Source organism: Streptomyces sp. CMB-StM0423, assembly GCF_002847285.1.
Classification (GTDB): domain Bacteria; phylum Actinomycetota; class Actinomycetes; order Streptomycetales; family Streptomycetaceae; genus Streptomyces.
Genome location: NZ_CP025407.1, coordinates 6170586 through 6186248, shown reverse-complemented (window position 1 = coordinate 6186248; position 15663 = coordinate 6170586). Strand labels below are relative to the sequence as shown.

Annotated in this window: 16 protein-coding genes and 1 pseudogene; 10 read left to right on the top strand and 7 right to left on the bottom strand. The window is 71.3% G+C overall.

The genetic code is table 11. The features are described 5' to 3' along the window. Positions 1-85: 85 nt before the first annotated feature. Positions 86-994, top strand: a complete 909-nt coding sequence (locus CXR04_RS26900; protein ID WP_101424821.1) for an alpha/beta hydrolase family protein — start codon at positions 86-88, stop codon at positions 992-994. A gap of 208 nt (positions 995-1202) precedes the next feature. Here the strand turns inward: CXR04_RS26900 and CXR04_RS26895 are convergent, their stop codons facing one another. Then, entirely contained in the window at positions 1203-2120 is a 918-nt protein-coding gene (locus tag CXR04_RS26895; RefSeq protein WP_101426630.1) for an NmrA/HSCARG family protein, read from the bottom strand. A gap of 211 nt (positions 2121-2331) precedes the next feature. Between CXR04_RS26895 and CXR04_RS26890 the strand changes: the two genes are divergently transcribed. After that, positions 2332-2694, top strand: a complete 363-nt coding sequence (locus CXR04_RS26890; protein ID WP_101426629.1) for a MerR family transcriptional regulator — start codon at positions 2332-2334, stop codon at positions 2692-2694. 207 nt (positions 2695-2901) lie between these two features. Here CXR04_RS26890 and CXR04_RS26885 read toward each other — a convergent pair whose 3' ends face one another. Beyond that, complete coding sequence (locus CXR04_RS26885) at positions 2902-3807, bottom strand: alpha/beta hydrolase (protein ID WP_101424820.1); 906 nt, start codon at positions 3805-3807, stop codon at positions 2902-2904. A 108-nt stretch (positions 3808-3915) separates the two neighbouring features. On the opposite strand from CXR04_RS26885, the gene CXR04_RS26880 reads away from it, so the two are divergent. Both CXR04_RS26880 and CXR04_RS26875 read left to right on the top strand, forming a co-directional pair. Beyond that, positions 3916-4329, top strand: coding sequence for a MarR family winged helix-turn-helix transcriptional regulator (locus tag CXR04_RS26880; RefSeq protein ID WP_101424819.1), 414 nt, complete (start codon positions 3916-3918; stop codon positions 4327-4329). 391 nt (positions 4330-4720) lie between these two features. Continuing rightward, positions 4721-5563 carry a phosphotransferase gene (locus tag CXR04_RS26875; RefSeq protein ID WP_101426628.1) on the top strand — a complete coding sequence of 281 codons (843 nt, stop codon included), beginning with the start codon at positions 4721-4723 and terminating at the stop codon, positions 5561-5563. A gap of 16 nt (positions 5564-5579) precedes the next feature. Here the strand turns inward: CXR04_RS26875 and CXR04_RS26870 are convergent. Beyond that, positions 5580-5779: pseudogene (locus tag CXR04_RS26870) on the bottom strand (DeoR family transcriptional regulator); the annotation flags it as partial. Positions 5780-5787: 8 nt separating this feature from the next. On the opposite strand from CXR04_RS26870, the gene CXR04_RS26865 reads away from it, so the two are divergent. From CXR04_RS26865 to CXR04_RS26855, 3 genes are all read left to right on the top strand, one after another. Continuing rightward, a complete protein-coding gene (locus CXR04_RS26865; protein WP_101424818.1) occupies positions 5788-6105 on the top strand; it encodes a hypothetical protein in 318 nt (105 codons plus the stop codon). Between the two features lie 131 nt (positions 6106-6236). Continuing rightward, complete coding sequence (locus tag CXR04_RS26860) at positions 6237-7001, top strand: chitinase (protein WP_101424817.1); 765 nt, start codon at positions 6237-6239, stop codon at positions 6999-7001. A gap of 128 nt (positions 7002-7129) precedes the next feature. Further along, the gene (locus CXR04_RS26855) at positions 7130-8161 is read left to right on the top strand and encodes a chitinase (protein ID WP_101424816.1); all 1032 of its coding nucleotides are present in this window, start codon (positions 7130-7132) and stop codon (positions 8159-8161) included. A gap of 124 nt (positions 8162-8285) precedes the next feature. Here the strand turns inward: CXR04_RS26855 and CXR04_RS26850 are convergent, their stop codons facing one another. Next, on the bottom strand, positions 8286-10235 hold the full coding sequence (locus CXR04_RS26850; RefSeq protein WP_101424815.1) for a right-handed parallel beta-helix repeat-containing protein: 1950 nt from the start codon (positions 10233-10235) through the stop codon (positions 8286-8288). A 234-nt stretch (positions 10236-10469) separates the two neighbouring features. On the opposite strand from CXR04_RS26850, the gene yaaA reads away from it, so the two are divergent. The 3 genes from yaaA to CXR04_RS26835 all read left to right on the top strand — a co-directional run bounded on the left by yaaA (position 10470) and on the right by CXR04_RS26835 (position 12394). Continuing rightward, entirely contained in the window at positions 10470-11267 is a 798-nt protein-coding gene (gene yaaA / locus CXR04_RS26845; protein ID WP_101424814.1) for a peroxide stress protein YaaA, read from the top strand. A gap of 143 nt (positions 11268-11410) precedes the next feature. Beyond that, the gene (gene eda / locus CXR04_RS26840; RefSeq protein WP_101424813.1) at positions 11411-12067 is read left to right on the top strand and encodes a bifunctional 4-hydroxy-2-oxoglutarate aldolase/2-dehydro-3-deoxy-phosphogluconate aldolase; all 657 of its coding nucleotides are present in this window, start codon (positions 11411-11413) and stop codon (positions 12065-12067) included. Positions 12068-12211: 144 nt separating this feature from the next. After that, a complete protein-coding gene (locus tag CXR04_RS26835; protein ID WP_199850535.1) occupies positions 12212-12394 on the top strand; it encodes a hypothetical protein in 183 nt (60 codons plus the stop codon). Between the two features lie 162 nt (positions 12395-12556). Here CXR04_RS26835 and CXR04_RS26825 read toward each other — a convergent pair whose 3' ends face one another. From CXR04_RS26825 to CXR04_RS26815, 3 genes are read right to left on the bottom strand one after another with little or no spacing between them, the layout of a single operon-like run. Next, complete coding sequence (locus tag CXR04_RS26825; protein WP_101424812.1) at positions 12557-13795, bottom strand: bifunctional RNase H/acid phosphatase; 1239 nt, start codon at positions 13793-13795, stop codon at positions 12557-12559. Beyond that, positions 13795-14538 (bottom strand): zinc ribbon domain-containing protein, encoded by a 744-nt coding sequence (locus CXR04_RS26820; RefSeq protein WP_101424811.1) that lies wholly within the window; start codon positions 14536-14538, stop codon positions 13795-13797. The genes CXR04_RS26825 and CXR04_RS26820 overlap by 1 nt, the downstream gene beginning before the upstream one ends. Next, entirely contained in the window at positions 14535-15467 is a 933-nt protein-coding gene (locus tag CXR04_RS26815; RefSeq protein WP_101424810.1) for a Nif3-like dinuclear metal center hexameric protein, read from the bottom strand. Before CXR04_RS26815 ends, CXR04_RS26820 begins: the two co-directional genes overlap by 4 nt. Positions 15468-15663 lie beyond the last annotated feature (196 nt).

Below are 15663 nucleotides of genomic sequence, written 5' to 3'. Positions count from 1 at the left end.
GCGGAACAATGTTCCGCTAAATTGGCGGAACGTCGCTCCGTCAAAGTATGGCAGAGCCGCTCCGCAGAGAAAGCACAGGTCTCCCATGTCTTCCCGCCCTCTCGGCCACCAGATCGTCTCGGTCAAGCCCATCCCCGTTCCCGCACTTGGCCGCGGCATCGACCTGCAGGTGAAGGTCACCGCCCCCCGGTCGGGGCAGAACCTGCCCGTGATCGTCTTCTCCCACGGCAACGCGTGGTCCCTGGACGGGTACGGGCCCCTCGTCGACCGGTGGGCCGCCGCCGGATTCGTCGTGGTGCAGCCCACCCACCTGGACTCCCGCCGCAACGCCATCGGCTGGGACGACCCGCGCTTCGGCACCATCTGGCGCGTGCGGATAGCCGATCTCCACGCGATCCTCGACGACCTTGGGAACATCCTGGCCCAGGCCGGCCTGGAGACCCGCGTCGACCGTGAGCGCATCGCCGTGGTCGGCCACTCCTGGGGCGCCCAGACCGCGGGCGCCATCCTCGGTGCCCGCGTACTCGACGCCGACGGCGTTCCCGGCGAGGACTTCTCCCACTCCGCGGTGTCGGCCGGCGCGCTGATCGCCGCGACCGGAACCGGCGACACCCTCACCCCGTTCGCCGCCGAGAACCTCCCGTTCATGAAGCCGGACTTCTCCACCATGGCCACCCCGGCCCTGGTCGTCGCGGGCGGAAAGGACCAGTCGCAGCTCTCCACCCGGGGGCCGGAGTGGTTCACCGACGCCTACCACCTCAGCCCGGCCCCCAAGAGCCTGCTCACCGTCGCCGAGGCCGAGCACACCATGGGCGGCATCGCCGGCGAAAGGGTCGCCGAGACCACCGACGAGGACCCCGCCCGCGTCGCCCTCCTCGCCGACGCGGTCTCCGCCTACCTTCGCGCGGCACTCGGCCTCGACGACGCCGAGTGGACCGCCCTCGGCAGCACCGCCGAGGACGGCGACGGTACGTGGAGCATCGCCGGCAAGTAAGCCCGGCCCTACAGTCGGAGGACACCCGGCGCCGACTGGTCGGGTAGCAGAACGCCCCGGACCGGCCGGCGAGGGGGCGGCGGTCCTCGGAGCCGACCCCTCGCCTCTGAACGCCCCGCCGTCACCGAAGGCGAGGTGGGCGAAGCGTCCGCCGATGTACTGGTGGGTCGGCCGCCCGGGTCCGACCGGATTGCACACGGGGCCTCGTTCAGCGTGGAGCGATCCCGGTGTCCGTGGCACGGAGAGCCTCGTCGAGGAGGCCCGCGCCGGGGCCTGCGAGCCAGCGGTCGAAGCGCAGCAGGAAGGGGAACTCCGCGCGCAGCGCGTCGAGGTTCGCGTTTCCGGCCAGCCTGCCGTCGTCTACGAGTGCCGCCAGTTTGCCGAGGACCTCGTCCTGGGCCAGTAGCGTCGCCGGCAGGCGTGCGTAGCTGATCGTCTGGCCGGCGGCCCGGGTGAGATCCTCGGCCAGGGCATTGCCGGTGAGAGCGTCACCGGCGATCTCCATGGTGCGACCGGCGTAGCGATCGGGTGCGCCGAAGACCTCGGCGACGACGCGGCCGATGTCGCGTACGGCGATGAACTGCATGGCGTGGTCCGGACGCATCAGGAAGGACAGGTGTCCCCGGTCGAGGCCCGTGTCGGGGGTCACCAGGAGTTCCATGAACGTGGCCGGCCGAATGATGGTGCTGGCGGTGTTCAGATTCCGGACATGGGCCTCGATGCGGCTCTTGGTGTCGAGATGGTCCACGCCCGTGGCCGAACCCGCGGTGAGCGCCGAACTGTAGACGAGGTGGGCAACGCCGCAGCGCTCGGCGGTCTCGGCCACCGTCGCGCCGAAGCGGACCTCGTCCTCGTTGGTCACGTCGGCGCCGGCCTGGCCGGAGTTCGGCTGGACGCTGAAGACGCCGTGGGCGCCGGAGAAGGCGGCACGGAGCGACTCCGGATCGCCGAGGTCACCGCGTACGGTTTCCACGCCGGCGGCGGAGAGGGACCGGGCCCGGTCGCCGGACGGGTCCCTCACGACCGCGCGCACCCCCCAGCCGCCGGCCCGCAGCGCCGCGGCGACCGATCCTCCCTGCTGCCCCGTGGCACCCAGGACGACGACGGTTTTGCCACTGCGGGTCATGCCGCACACGCCGCGCGCTCGTCGATCACGACCGTGTTCCTGATGGACATCGCTGATTCTCCCTGAGGTCTGGCGACGCGGGTCGGAGGCGTGCTGGTCACAGGCGTGCTCCGGAGCTCGGATGGGCTGGTTCGTACCGCTGCGGGCTACGCTAGAACCTGACTCCGATGTCAGGTGCAAGCGGGACGTGGAGCCGGGTCGGGAGGTCGGGATGCGGATCGGAGAGGTCGCCGCGAAGGCGGGCGTAAGCGTCAGGGCGCTGCGCTACTACGAGCAGCAGGACCTGCTCCACTCCTCCCGGAGCCCAGGTGGCCAGCGCCGGTATCCGGCCGGTGCCGTCGAACGGGTCAGGCTGATCCAGCAGTTCTACGCCATGGGGTTGCCCAGCAGAACCATTCGCGAGGTGCTGCCGTTCGCCGACTCCGGTGGGGCGTCACCGGAACTGCTGGAGTTGCTCACGGGCGAACGCGACCGCCTCGACCGGCAGATGACGGACCTGCGGGACGTGCGCAGGCGGCTGCACGACTGCATCACCGAGGCGCGCGATCACGGGGGACCCGGAAGTCCCTCCTGAAGCAGGGGGGCGGCGGTCCGGGCCGGCAACTGATACGTCGCAGGCACCGAGGGCGTGTCCGCGAAGTGACCGCTTCCCCTGCCGGCTCAGGAGAAGCGGTCAACGGCCGTGAGAGAGCTCCGGTCGACGACTCCCCACAGCCGCGAACGCCGGTCGCCGGGGTCGCCCGCCGGGACCGTGGCCACACGGCTTCGCCGGTTTGGACGCCTACAGGTGGTTGACGTAGAAGTCGGTGAGCCGTTCGACGGCAGCGTCGACGTAAGCGGGCTCGTCGTACATCTCGTAGTGGCCGGCACCCTCGATCACCATGAGGTCGACCGGATTGGGGGCCGTCTTCCACAACTGCATCCCCGCCTCGTAGGAGCCGGTGTTGCCGACGCGTCCGGCGAGGATGACCTGCAGTGGCTGGGTCATGAGCTGGTCGACCAGGTGGAACGCGTCGTAGCCCAGCAGGAGGGAGTCGCCGCGCGACAGGCGGCGGTTCGTGGAGTGCTCGTTACCGCCCCGCTCGGTGCGGTAGTAGGTGATGGCCTGGGTGGTGTCGATGTCGGTCAGGCCGGATGCCGCGGCGTCCTCCAGAGTGTCGGGCAGCCAGTTCACCCGGGCCGTCTCGCCGGAGCGGGCCTCTTCGATGCGCGCGTCGGCGAGGGCGTCGAGTGCGGCGGCCGGGCCGTGGGACTGGAAGCTGCGGAACGACGTGCCCATGTTGCCGGGGACCACCGTGCCGACCGCTTTGATGCGGTGGTCCGTGCGGGCGGTGTGCACGGCGTAGCCGCCGCCGGCGCAGATGCCGAGGACGCCGATGCGCTGTGGGTCGACACCGGGGATCGTGGTGAGCGCGTCGATGGCGTAGGAGATGTCCTCACCGCGGCGGTAGGGGTCTTCGAGGTCGCGGGGCTCGCCTCCGCTCTGCCCCTGGTGAGCGGGATCGAAGACAAGAGCCGCGATGCCGCGGGCGGCGAGGCGGGACGCGTAGTTCGCACCGATCTGCTCCTTCACGCTGCTGCCGGGCGTGGAGACCACCACGGCGCGCGGGGACACGGCGCTGTCGGGCAGGTGAAGGCCGGCCGCGAGCTCGATCGGTCCACGGGGGATCGTGAGGTGCTGAAGCATGGTGAGCGCCCTTCGTGAGATCATTGTTCCACGGTTGCACCAGTACAAAAACTACACTGATACGACTTGGAACTAATACAGAACGGTACCACTCATGGAGGGAGCCGCATGGCGGTCGACGGTGCGAAGCTGTGGACGCTGAATCAGCGGCTGCTGAGTGCCGTGATGGATGCCTGCACGGAGGAGCTGGCCGATCTCGGGCTGGAGACGAAGGAGTTCTTCGTCCTGGCGGAGGTGGCCGCGTCACCGTACCCGGCAGAGATCGCGGCGGCACTGCTGCTGCCCAAGGCGAGCGTGACTGTCTATGTCCGCAACCTCGTCGCCAAGGGGTTCATCCGGCGCGAGATCGACGACGCGGACCTGCGGCGTCACCGTCTCGTACCGACCTCCGCGGGCACAAGGGCGCGAGACCGAGCACTCGCAGCTCTGGCGGCGGAGTACGACCGGAGGCTGGCGAGGATCACCCCGCAGGACCGCACCGAGCTGCAGCGCATCCTCCAGGAGATGCTCTCGACAGGGTGATGCGGCAAGGCGGTCCAAAGTGCCCCTCGACTGGATCGACCTACGAGGCGAGGCGCCGGGAGCAAGCACGACGCGGCCTTGCGGTTGTTCGCCCGGCGGTTCGATGTTCCGGGCTTCTGGCCCTGAGTCAGTGGCCACGGCCACGGAGATGTCGACGGTGTGGAAGGTGTGACTGTCCCCGGCGTACAGGCCGACTCGTCCGCCTCCTGTACCGCCGACCTGCGATCACTCTCCGAAAACAAAGATCAAAAGGCCCCGGGGGGACAATCTGGGGACTTTCGGCCTTGGGTCCCGGTGGCCGCCCTCGCCGTCGGAAACTCCGGTGATGAGTGCCGACGTGCTCGACTACTCTCGGCCCGGGCCCGTCACGGGACTGGAGCTGGGGGGCGGTATGGAGTCGTGGGAATTGCGTCGCGCGATCGAGGCAGGACGGGCGACCGCCGTGGCGCTGGGTCTTCACGCTGACGATGCCGTCGTCATCAACAACTCGGACCGCGTGGTGCTGCGCCTGGCCCCGTGCGATGTGCTGGCCCGGGTCGCGCCCTCGGAGCACCTGGCTGATTCCCGGTTCGAAGTAGAGGTCGCCTGCCGTCTCGCGGACGTCGACGCTCCGGTGGCGGAAGTCGAGCCTCGGGTCGACCCGCGGGTGTATGTGCATGGCGACTTCGCGGTCTCGCTCTGGAGCTACTACGAACCGGTGGAAGCAGAGATCGCACCGGCCGATTACGCAGACGCGCTCATGCGACACCATGTCGCCCTGCGCCAGATCGATCTGGACGCACCGCATGTCACCGATCGAGTCGCCGGGGCGCTGCGAGAGGTGAACGACCAGGAGCGCTCCCCCGAACTGCCCGATGCCGACCGGGAGTTTCTCAGCCGCACACTCAGTAGCCTGAGCGCCGCGATCAGCGCCGAGAGTTCCGGCGACCGGCTCCTGCACGGCGAGCCGCACCCGGGCAACCTCCTCAACACGAAGAGGGGCCCGCTTTTCGTCGACCTCGCCACGTGCTGCCGCGGACCGGTCGAGTTCGACCTTGCCCACGCGCCGGAAGCCGTGGGAATGCACTACGCGGGAGCCGATCCCGCCCTGATCCACCAGTGCCGCGCCCTGGGCTGGGCGATGTTCTCAGCCTGGCGATGGCGCCAAGCCGACCACATGCCCGACCGGGCCCACTGGCGGGCGGAAGGTCTCAACCGGGTTCGTACCGCACTCGATCGCCACGGGCCCGGCTGAAACCAGGTACGGATGACTCAGCGAAAGCCGGACGCCGCTCCCCGAGGACCGCACCCCCGTAGACACGGGTGAGCAGACCGTCCTTCTCCAGCTTGACGAGATCGCGGCGGACGGTCGCTACGCTCGCGCCAGTTGCCCCGAGAGGTCAGCCAGGGTGGCGTACCCGCCGGACTCCAGCACCCGCAGGATGCGTTGATGTCGTTGGCCGGCCAGCACGCAGAGAGATGCTACCGGTCCATCCGGCACACAGCCTCACGCCCGGCAAGGAACCGGCGTGCCTGCGGGACGCGTACGGCGACTTCCGCAGCAGCGCGCCCATCGGCGAGCCGACCGCTTCCCTCAAGGCGGCGGGACTCCAACTCACCGAGGTGGCGAGCTATTCCGACAAGGAATTCAGCCGGCTCACCTCACCGAGCGGGCGGGTCGCGGTGTACGTCCCCACCGATCCGCAGCCCGATTCGGACCACCGCATCCCCCGGGGAGGGATCTGGTCGATCACGGTGGCGCCCGCGGAGGCACGAGCGGTCGTCGGCGGTGAATAGTGACAAGTCGACCCGGACAGAAGCCATTGGTCTACACCTTGTCTTGGTGTAGACCAAGGTGATTGACTGCGCCCCGTCAAGCTCCAACGCCGGCGTTCGCGCCGGTGACCCCCCACCAGGAGAGTGATGAGGTGCTGAGGAAACTCGGAACGAAGGTCAAAGCCCTGCTCGCGATCGGGACGCTGGCCGCGGCGCTCGCCGTCGTGGTGCCCGTGACCGCGTCGGCCGGCGAAGGCGGCGCGGCAGGCAACGGAGGCGCGGACAAGGCGGTGGCTGCGGAGTTCATTGTCAGCGAGGCGCAGTTCGAGCAGATGTTCCCGGGGCGGAACGCCTTCTATACGTACCAGGGGCTGACCGACGCGCTCAGCGCGTACCCCGCGTTCGCCAACACCGGCGACGAGACCACCAAGAAGCGGGAGGCCGCCGCCTTCCTTGCGAACGTCAGCCACGAGACCGGCGGGCTCGTGCACGTCGTCGAGCAGAACCAGGACAACTACCCGCACTACTGCGACGCGTCGCAGCCCTACGGGTGTCCCGCCGGGCAGGCCGCGTACTACGGGCGCGGGCCCATCCAGCTCAGTTGGAACTTCAACTACAAGGCCGCCGGCGACGCCCTCGGCATCGACCTGCTGAACGACCCCTGGCAGGTGGAGCGGAACGCCGCCGTCGCGTGGAAGACCGGCATCTGGTACTGGATGACGCAGTCCGGGCCCGGGTCGATGCCCGCGCACGACGCGATCGTCGGCGGGCACGGGTTCGGCGAGACCATCCGGGCCATCAACGGGTCGCTGGAGTGCAACGGCGGCAACCCCGGGCAGGTGCAGAGCCGGATCGACAAGTACACGCAGTTCGTGCAGATCCTCGGCACGACCCCCGGCGACAACCTGAGCTGCTGATCCGGCCAGGCCGGACCGGCCCGGTCTGATTGATCCCGGCCGGGTGCGCGGCCCGGTCCCGCCCTTCCCGGGTGGGTCGCGCGCCCGGCCGTTCCCCCCACGTAACCACCCCCCACCCGGAGGCAGTTGTGGCACGCGCACGTACACACAAGTTCCGGAAGACACGCAAACGCCTCGTCGGCACCCTCGCCGCCGCGTCGCTCACCGCCGGCGCACTCGCCGCCGCGGTCGTCACCGAGGCCGCCGCCGACCCCGAGCCGGTCACCCACGGCGCCGCCGCGGTGCCCGCGCACGCCGTCACCGGCTACTGGCAGAACTTCGACAACGGCGCCACCGTGCAGACCCTCGCCGACGTCCCCGAGGCGTACGACATCATCGCCGTCGCCTTCGCCGACGCGACCGGCTCGCCGGGCCAGGTCGACTTCACCGTCGATCCCGCGCTCGACTACACCGAGGACGCCTTCAAGGCGGACATCGCCGCGAAGCAGAAGAGCGGTAAGTCGGTCGTGATCTCCGTCGGCGGCGAGCGCGGCGCGGTCTCGGTCAACGACCCGGCTTCCGCCGGGGCGTTCGCCACGAGCATCCTCGGGCTCATGGAGGAGTACGGCTTCGACGGCGTCGACATCGACCTGGAGAACGGGCTCAACTCCACGTACATGACGCAGGCCCTGGAGGCGATCCACGCGGGCGCCGGCGACAGCCTGGTGGTGACGATGGCGCCGCAGACCATCGACATGCAGTCGCCGGACAACGAGTACTTCAAGACGGCGCTGAACATCAAGGACTTCCTCACCGTCGTCAACATGCAGTACTACAACAGCGGTTCCATGCTGGGCTGCGACGGAAAGGTCTACTCCCAGGGCACGGTCGACTTCCTCACCGGCCTGGCCTGCATCCAGCTCGAGAACGGCCTCGCCCCCTCGCAGGTCGGCCTCGGCCTTCCCGCCTCGCCGCGGGCGGCGGGCGGCGGGTACGTGGATCCGGGCGTGGTGACCGACGCGCTCGACTGCCTGACTCAGGGCACCGGCTGCGGCTCCTTCAAGCCGGAGAAGACGTACCCCGGGCTGCGCGGCGCGATGACCTGGTCCACCAACTGGGACGCCAGCAACGGCAACGCCTGGTCGGACAAGGTCGGGCCGCACGTCGACCAACTGCCGTAGCTGTACGGACAGCAGACAGCGGGGCCGGCCGGGACTTCCCGTCCCGGCCGGCCCCGCCCCCGTATTGCCGGCCGTCGGCCCTTCCCGCTCCGGGCCGCCGGCCGTTCCCCGTGACGGGCGGCCCTCAGTCCTTTCCGCTACGGGCCGGTGTGCCGTTCTCCGCCCCCGGCCAGCCGTTGATCACGAACTGCGACCCCGGCTCGATGACCACGTCGCCGTCCGCAGAGCCGGTGATGGTGACGTTCGTGAGGTTCGCGCTGCCGCGGGCGCCGCCCATCGCGAGGATGCCGGCGCCGTTGTTGGACTTCTCGATCGACACGTTCGAGATGTTCACGTTCGGCATCTCGCCGCCGCCCGTCTTGAACTGGATCCCGTCGTACGTCGAGTCGTGGATGTCCGTGTCCTTGATCGTCACGCCCGGGATCGGCTGGCCCGCGGGGAAGAGCGTGATCGCGCCGAACTCCTGCGCCTCGCCCCAGAACGCGCCGCCGCAGCGGTACAGCGAGTTGCCCGAGATCACCGTCTCGCCGGTGAACGGCACCGGGTCGTGGTCGGTGGCGAGCATGATGCCCGGGTAGTTCGCCGTGTCGGTGATCAGGTTGTTCTCGACGGTGTTGCCGTAGCCGCCGTAGATCGCGACCCCGTTCGCGCGCCAGGGCAACTGGATGGTGTTGTTGCGGAAGTGGTTGTCGTGGCCGATGTCGACGGCCTGGTCCTTCACGTACTTGCTGGCCCAGACCGCGAGCGAGTCGTCACCCGTGGTGCGGAACGACGAGTTGACGACCTCGGAGTTGCGGGTGCCGTTGGTGAAGTTGATGCCGTCGGCGTACGTGTTGCGTATCCGCATCCCGCTGAACTTCAGCCCGTCGGCGGGGCCCCACAGCTCCGGCTTGTTGGAGTAGTCGCGGCCGACCCAGACCCCGACGTTGGCATGCTCGATCCACACGTTGGAGATCTCCGTGCCGACGCCGAACCGGCCGTTGAGGCCCACGCCGCCCTCGTGGCCGCCGTCGCCGCCGCGGATGGTGCCGGAGCCGAAGATGGCGAGGTCGGTGATCTTGGTGTTCTTGTCGATGTCGAACCCGAAGTTGCCCTCGTGCGGGTGGTTGATGCCGCCGGCCTCGTGCGGCGGGGTCAGCGTAGAGAACTGCGAGTGCCACATGCCGGCGCCGCGGATGTCGACGTTGCTGATGCCGACCTGGTTGTACTGGCCGCCCTCGGGGTCGTCGGTCAGGATCTTCTGCTCCTGCCGCCACTGGCCCGGCGGGATCCAGACGCACTCGATCTCGCCGTTCTGGTCGGCGGTGACGGCCGCCTGCAGCGCCTGGGTGTCGTCGTTGCCGTCGTCGGGCACGGCGCCGTACTCGGTGATCGACGTGCACGCGGCCGGCTTTTCCTTCGGCGGCGCGACCTGCTCCAGGTCGATCAGGTCGATGACGTAGAACGCGGCGTCGTCACCGGCGTCGCGCTGGAGGCGGAAGGTGGTGCCGGCCGGGTAGCTGTCGTCGAGCAGGGCGTGGGACTCGTCGAAGAGCCGGCGGGCGTCGGTCTGCGGGTTGTTGGTCAGGCCCTCGGGGTCGTCGGTGTTGCCGTACAGCCAACTGTGCTTGGACGACAGGTCCAGCTTCTGCACGAACTCGCCGTCGGCGTACAGGCCGATGGTCGCCTCCGCGCCACCGCCGCCCGGGGCGTCGGGGATGGAGTTGCGGACGACGATGGAGTTGGTCGGGGAGGTCGAGGTGAACTCGACGTACTGACCGGTGTTCTCCAGCCGCACCGACCGGCGGCCCGAGGACTCGGACGCGAAGTTCGTGTGCCCGAAGGTGCGCTTCGCGTCGGCCTCCAGCAGGGTGCCGTCGTACGTGCCGGCCTCGGCCTCGTACTCGACGTAGGGCAGCTCCGCGCCGGCCGCGGCCGCTTTGCCGGGGGCGGCGCTGCCTGCGGCGGCGGTGCCGTCACCCTCGGGGGCGACGCCGGCCATGGCCTGGCCGGAGAGGGGCAGGACCCCGATCGCGACGAGGCCGAGCGCCGGTATCCCGACGGCCACGCGCCGTCTGAGGTGCTTCCACTTCATGGTGTCCTCTGTTCTGTGGGGGGCTGACAGAGTGCGCATGCCGTTCTCTTGCAAGAAATCAACGCAAGTTTGCGTAACAGAGTCGATGTCTTGCTGATTGGCAGTCAGAGTTTTGAGGCACCCCGCGGGTTTGTCAATGGTCCGCGCACGGCGCCTTGTCCGGGCCGCCCGCGCCGCGCGGGTAGGCTGCCGGAGGGCGGAGGGGGAACCGGAAACGTCACCGCGGGAGGATTCGTGCTCGTACTGCTGCCACCGTCCGAGGGCAAGGCCGAGGGCAGGCGCGGAGCCCCGCTGAAGCTCGACTCGCTCTCCCTGCCCGGCCTCACCGCCGCCCGCGAGGCCGTCCTCGACGAGCTGGTCGGACTCTGCGCCGCCGACGAGGAGAAGGCCGCCGACGTGCTGGGCCTCACCGAAGGGCTGCGCGGCGAGGTGGCGCGCAACGCCCGGCTGCGGACCGCGCCCACCCGCCCCGCCGGGCAGATCTACACCGGCGTGCTCTACGACGCGCTCGGCCTCGCCACGCTCGACGCCGCGGCGAAGCGGCGCGCGTCGGCGTCGCTGCTGGTCTTCTCCGGCCTGTGGGGCGCGGTGCGGATCGGCGACCGCATCCCGGCGTACCGCTGCTCCATGGGCGTACGGCTGCCGGCCGCGGGCGCGCTCGGCGCGTACTGGCGCGGGCCGCTGGACGCCGCCCTGCCGGCGGCGGCGGGCCGCGGGCTCGTCCTCGACCTGCGCTCGTCGGCGTACGCGACGGCCTGGCGGCCCCGCGGCGAACTGGCCGCGCGCACGGCGGCGGTGCGGGTGCTGCACGCGACGGTGGTGGACGGGGTGGAGAAGCGGTCGGTGGTCAGCCACTTCAACAAGGCGACGAAGGGCCGGCTGCTCCGCGACCTCCTGACCTCGGGCGCGAACCCCCGCACCCCGGCGGCGCTGCTGACGGCGCTGCGCGAGCTGGGGTACCGGGTGGAGGGTGAGCCGCCGCGGCGGGCGGGGCAGCCGTGGGAGCTGGACGTGGTGGTGACGGAGCTGTAGGACGTCATGCCCTCTCCCGCACTCCCACCCAGGGTAGGCCGGCCCTCTGACAGAGAGGGGCGGCGACCACCGGGCAGAGCACCCATGTTGCACGGTACGCAACGAGCGTTGCACCTGCGTGGTCGCGGAGGCACGATGACGGCGTGACCACTGACTCCGCCTCCGCGTCCGCGTCCGTCCCGTCCTCCGTGCTGGGCCTCGCGCCCGTCATCCCGGTCGTCGTCCTCGACGACGCCGCCGACGCCGTGCCGCTGGCGCGGGCGCTGGTGGCCGGAGGGCTGCCCGCGGTCGAGGTGACGCTGCGCACGCCGGCGGCGCTCGACGCGATCCGGGCCATCGCCGCCGAGGTGCCGGACGCGGTGGTCGGCGCCGGCACGGTACTGGACGCGGCGGCGGTGGACGCCTCCGCCGCCGCGGGTGCCCGGTTCCTCGTCAGCCCCGGCTCGACGGACGGGCTGCTGTCGGCGATGGCCGCGTCGGGCCTGGCGTACCTGCCGGGGGTGTCGACGGTGTCGGAGGCGATGGGCCTGCTGGAGCGGGGGGTGACGGAGATGAAGTTCTTCCCGGCAGAGGCGTCGGGCGGCATCGCGTACCTGAAGTCCCTCGCCTCCCCGCTGCCCCGCGCCCGGTTCTGCCCGACGGGCGGCGTCACGGCGGAGTCGGCGCCGCGGTATCTGACGCTGCCTAACGTCGGCTGCGTGGGCGGCACATGGATGCTGCCGAAGGCGGCCCTGGCGGCGAAGGACTGGGCGACGGTGGAGAAGCTGGCAGCGGAGGCCGCGGCGCTCGGCAGGGGTTGAGCAGCTCTTCACACAGCGGGGTGCAGTGGGGGTCCGAATCCGCCGGGTGCCCGTCGGGGATCGGCGCCGGCTCGATACCGGTGGCAGCGCGGCCGGACCATCCCGGCGCGCCATGCCAGGCGGGGTGTCGGCGATACTGTGGGCGTGGAGTACGTGTCCAGAGTGCCGCGACCGCCGCTGGACGGGCTGATCGATGACCTTTACCACCTGGAGGGTGTGCCGCCGTACGCCCGGCTGACGCTGCCGCCGATGCCGGCGGCGTTGCTCATCGTCAACCTCGGGGCGCCGTTCCGCACGGCGCGCATCTGGTCGGTGTCGCTGAAGTAGTCGTAGAGGAGCCGGGCCAGGGCCTCGGGCTCGCGCGGCTCGCCGGCCGAGACGCGGCGGGCGGAGGCGACGAACTCCTCGACATGTACATCCGTACTAGTAGGCGGGCAGCGCGGAGCACGGTCGGTGACCACCGCCCGTGGGATCAGCGAAAAGGATGTCTCAGCGCAGGTGCGACGTGTCGTTCAGCAGACGTACGCTCGCGTGCCCGTCCGCGTAGTACGCGACCTCGGACACCCCCGCCGGCGACAGCTCCATCCGGTACAGCGACTCCGGGGGCGCCCCCAGCGCCAGCCGGACCAGCGTCTTGATCGGCGTCACGTGCGTCACGAGCAGCACCGTGCGGCCCGCGTACCGCGCGAGGAGCTTGTCGCGCGCGACCGCGACGCGGCGGCTGACCTCGGCGAAGGACTCCCCGCCGCCGCTCGGCGCGGCCTTCGTGGAGCGCAGCCACTCGGCGAGGTCTTCGGGGTGGCGCTCCCGCACCTCCGCGAACGTCAGCCCCTCCCAGGCGCCGAAGTCCGTCTCCCGCAGCCCGTCCTCGACCCGGATGTCCAGCCCGAGCCGCCCGGCCGCCGCCGCCGCGGTCTCGCGGCAGCGGCGCAGCGGAGAGCTGACCACGGCCTGGACGGTGCCGCGGGCGGCGAGGAGCCCGGCGGCGGCCGCGGCCTGGCCGCGGCCGGTGGCGGAGAGTTCGGGGTCGCTGCCGCCGGTGCCGGAGAACCGTTTCTGGGGGGTGAGGGCGGTCTCGCCGTGGCGGAGCAGGAGGAACGTGGTGGGTGCCCCGAGATCGGTGCCCCAACCCACCGCCGGGGTCGCGGACTTGCCGGTCCCCTCGGCCCGTACGCCGCCCTCGGCCCGGACAGCACCTTCGCCCCGTACGCCGCCCTCGCGCCGCGCGCCGGAGCCCTCCCGCGTCCCGGCACCGCCGGTCCCCGCGGCCGGCTCCGCCCGCGACGCCTCCGCGCGCCACTGCTCGCCGCGCCTGCCCGCGTCCATCGCCTCGTTCGCGAGCCGGTCGGCGTACTTGTTCTTCTCCCGCGGAATCCACTCGTACGACACCCGCCCCGGCGGGAAGACCTCCCGCGCCTCGGCGGCCAGTTCACGCATCCCGGGGTGCTTGATCTTCCAGCGCCCCGACATCTGCTCGACGACGAGCTTGGAGTCCATCCGCACCCGGACCTCCGCGTCCGGGTCGAGCCCGCGCACCGCCCGCAGCCCGGCGATCAGCCCGCGGTACTCGGCGACGTTGTTGCTCGCCACCCCGACGTACGCCGCGTCCTCCGCCAGCACCGCGCCGTCCGCGTCGCGCACCACGGCGCCGTACCCCGCGGGCCCCGGGTTCCCCCGCGAGCCGCCGTCCGCCTCGACGGTGAACGCGCGCCGGGCCGGGCCGGGCATCAGAGGCCGGATTCGGGTGTACGGACCAGGATCCGGCGGCAGTTCTCGCACCGTGCGACGGTGTCGGGGGCCGCGGCCCGTACCTCGTTGATCTCCGTGATGTTCAACTCCAGCCGGCAGCCCTCGCAGCGCCGCTGGTACAGCCGGGCCGCGCCGACGCCGCCCTGCTGCTCGCGCAGCTTGTCGTACAGCTTCAGCAGGTCCGCGGGGATCTCGCCGGCGGCGGCCGCGCGCTCCTTGGTGACCGTGCCGGCCTCGGCGTCGATCTCGCCGAGCGCCGCTTCGCGCCGCGCCGTGGCGTCCGTGATCTTGGCGTGAACCGACTCGACCCGGCCGGTCAGCTCCGCCACCCGCTCCTGCACGGTCTCGCGGCGCTCCATGACCTCCAGGACGACGTCCTCCAGGTCGCTCTGCCGGCGGGCCAGCGAGGCGATCTCGCGCTGCAGGTTCTCCAGGTCCTTGGGCGAGGTCACCGCGCCGGAGTCCAGCCGCTGCTGGTCGCGCGCGGCGCGCTGGCGCACCTGGTCGACGTCCTTCTCGGCCTTGGCCTGCTCCCGCTCGGTGTCGCTTTCCTCGGTCTGCGCGGCGACGAGGAGGTCGCGGTGCTGCGCGAGGTCGGCCTCCAGGCCGGCGACCTCCTCGTGTTCCGGGAGGGTACGGCGGCGGTGCTGGAGCTGGGTGAGGCGGACGTCGAGGGCCTGGACGTCCAGCAGGCGGATCTGGTCGGCGGGCGCGGCGTTCAAGCTGGCAGCTCCGGGCTCGTAGGGGCAAGGCTGGCGTGGGGCGCGGGGGATCCCGCGGTGCCCGCGGACGGGGCGGCCGATGCGGCCGGTGCGGGCGCGTGCGTGGTCCAGGGGTCGGTCACGATACGCGACACCCGCGTACGCAGACCCCATGCGTTCCGGTCCGAGATCGCGTCCAACTGCGCGGCGGCCTGCTCGCACCAGGGCCACTCGCTGGCCCAGTGGCCCGCGTCGATCAGGTACGGGCGGCCGCCGGCGGCGAGCGCGGCGTGCTGCTGCGCCTCGGAGACCGGGTGGTGGCGCAGGTCGGCGGTGACGTAGACGTCGACGCCCGCGGCACGCACCGCGTCGAAGAGCCCGTCACCCGAGCCGCCGCAGACGGCGGCCGTACGGACCTCGCCGTCCGGGTCGCCGGCGACGCGCAGTCCGGTGGCGGTACGGGGCAGGGCCGCGGCGGCGCGGTCGGCGAACTCCCGCAGCGGCACCGGGGCGTCCAGCTCGCCGAGGCGGCCGAGGCCGCGGCGGCCCGCGGGGTCGTCGGCGTCGGGCACGAGGGGCCCGGTGACGCGCAGGCCGAGGGCGCCGGCGAGGGCGTCGGAGACGCCGGGGTCGGCGCGGTCGGCGTTGGTGTGGGCGACGTGCAGCGCGACGTCGTTCTTGATGAGCGTGTGCACGACGCGGCCCTTGAACGTGCCGGCCGAGACGGTCGACGTACCGCGCAGGTAGAGGGGGTGGTGCGTGACGAGCAGGTCGGCGCTCCACTCGACGGCCTCGTCGACGACCTCGCGCACCGGGTCGACGGCGAACAGCACGCGCTCCACGCGGGCGTCCGGGTCGCCGCACACCGTACCGACCGCGTCCCACGGCTCGGCGCGGCCGGCGGGCCAGAGGGCTTCGAGCGCGGCGACGACGTCGGCAAGTGCAGGCACGGGGCAAGGCTACCTCCGCCGGCCGGGCCCCAGTGCGGCGCCCACCGGCAAGCACAGGGGGCGGCGCGGCGAAGCGGAACGGCGGATCCGCCACCCTTATGTGTGAAGTGACCGGCGCCGCGCCGATTGCCGTGACGTGCGAAAACTACCTTCGCGTGCGGAGGTGAGGGAACCGGATGAGGCCCATTGCAGAATC

Bases quoted from the DNA above. Each gene is read 5' to 3' on its own strand.
- CXR04_RS26900 (WP_101424821.1), top strand. From the start codon at position 86: ATGTCTTCCCGCCCTCTCGGCCACCAGATCGTCTCGGTCAAGCCCATC.
- CXR04_RS26895 (WP_101426630.1), bottom strand. From the start codon at position 2,120: ATGACCCGCAGTGGCAAAACCGTCGTCGTCCTGGGTGCCACGGGGCAG.
- CXR04_RS26890 (WP_101426629.1), top strand. From the start codon at position 2,332: ATGCGGATCGGAGAGGTCGCCGCGAAGGCGGGCGTAAGCGTCAGGGCG.
- CXR04_RS26865 (WP_101424818.1), top strand. From the start codon at position 5,788: ATGCTACCGGTCCATCCGGCACACAGCCTCACGCCCGGCAAGGAACCG.
- CXR04_RS26825 (WP_101424812.1), bottom strand. From the start codon at position 13,795: ATGCCCGGCCCGGCCCGGCGCGCGTTCACCGTCGAGGCGGACGGCGGC.
- CXR04_RS26850 (WP_101424815.1), bottom strand. From the start codon at position 10,235: ATGAAGTGGAAGCACCTCAGACGGCGCGTGGCCGTCGGGATACCGGCG.
- CXR04_RS26875 (WP_101426628.1), top strand. From the start codon at position 4,721: ATGGAGTCGTGGGAATTGCGTCGCGCGATCGAGGCAGGACGGGCGACC.
- CXR04_RS26885 (WP_101424820.1), bottom strand. From the start codon at position 3,807: ATGCTTCAGCACCTCACGATCCCCCGTGGACCGATCGAGCTCGCGGCC.
- CXR04_RS26880 (WP_101424819.1), top strand. From the start codon at position 3,916: ATGGCGGTCGACGGTGCGAAGCTGTGGACGCTGAATCAGCGGCTGCTG.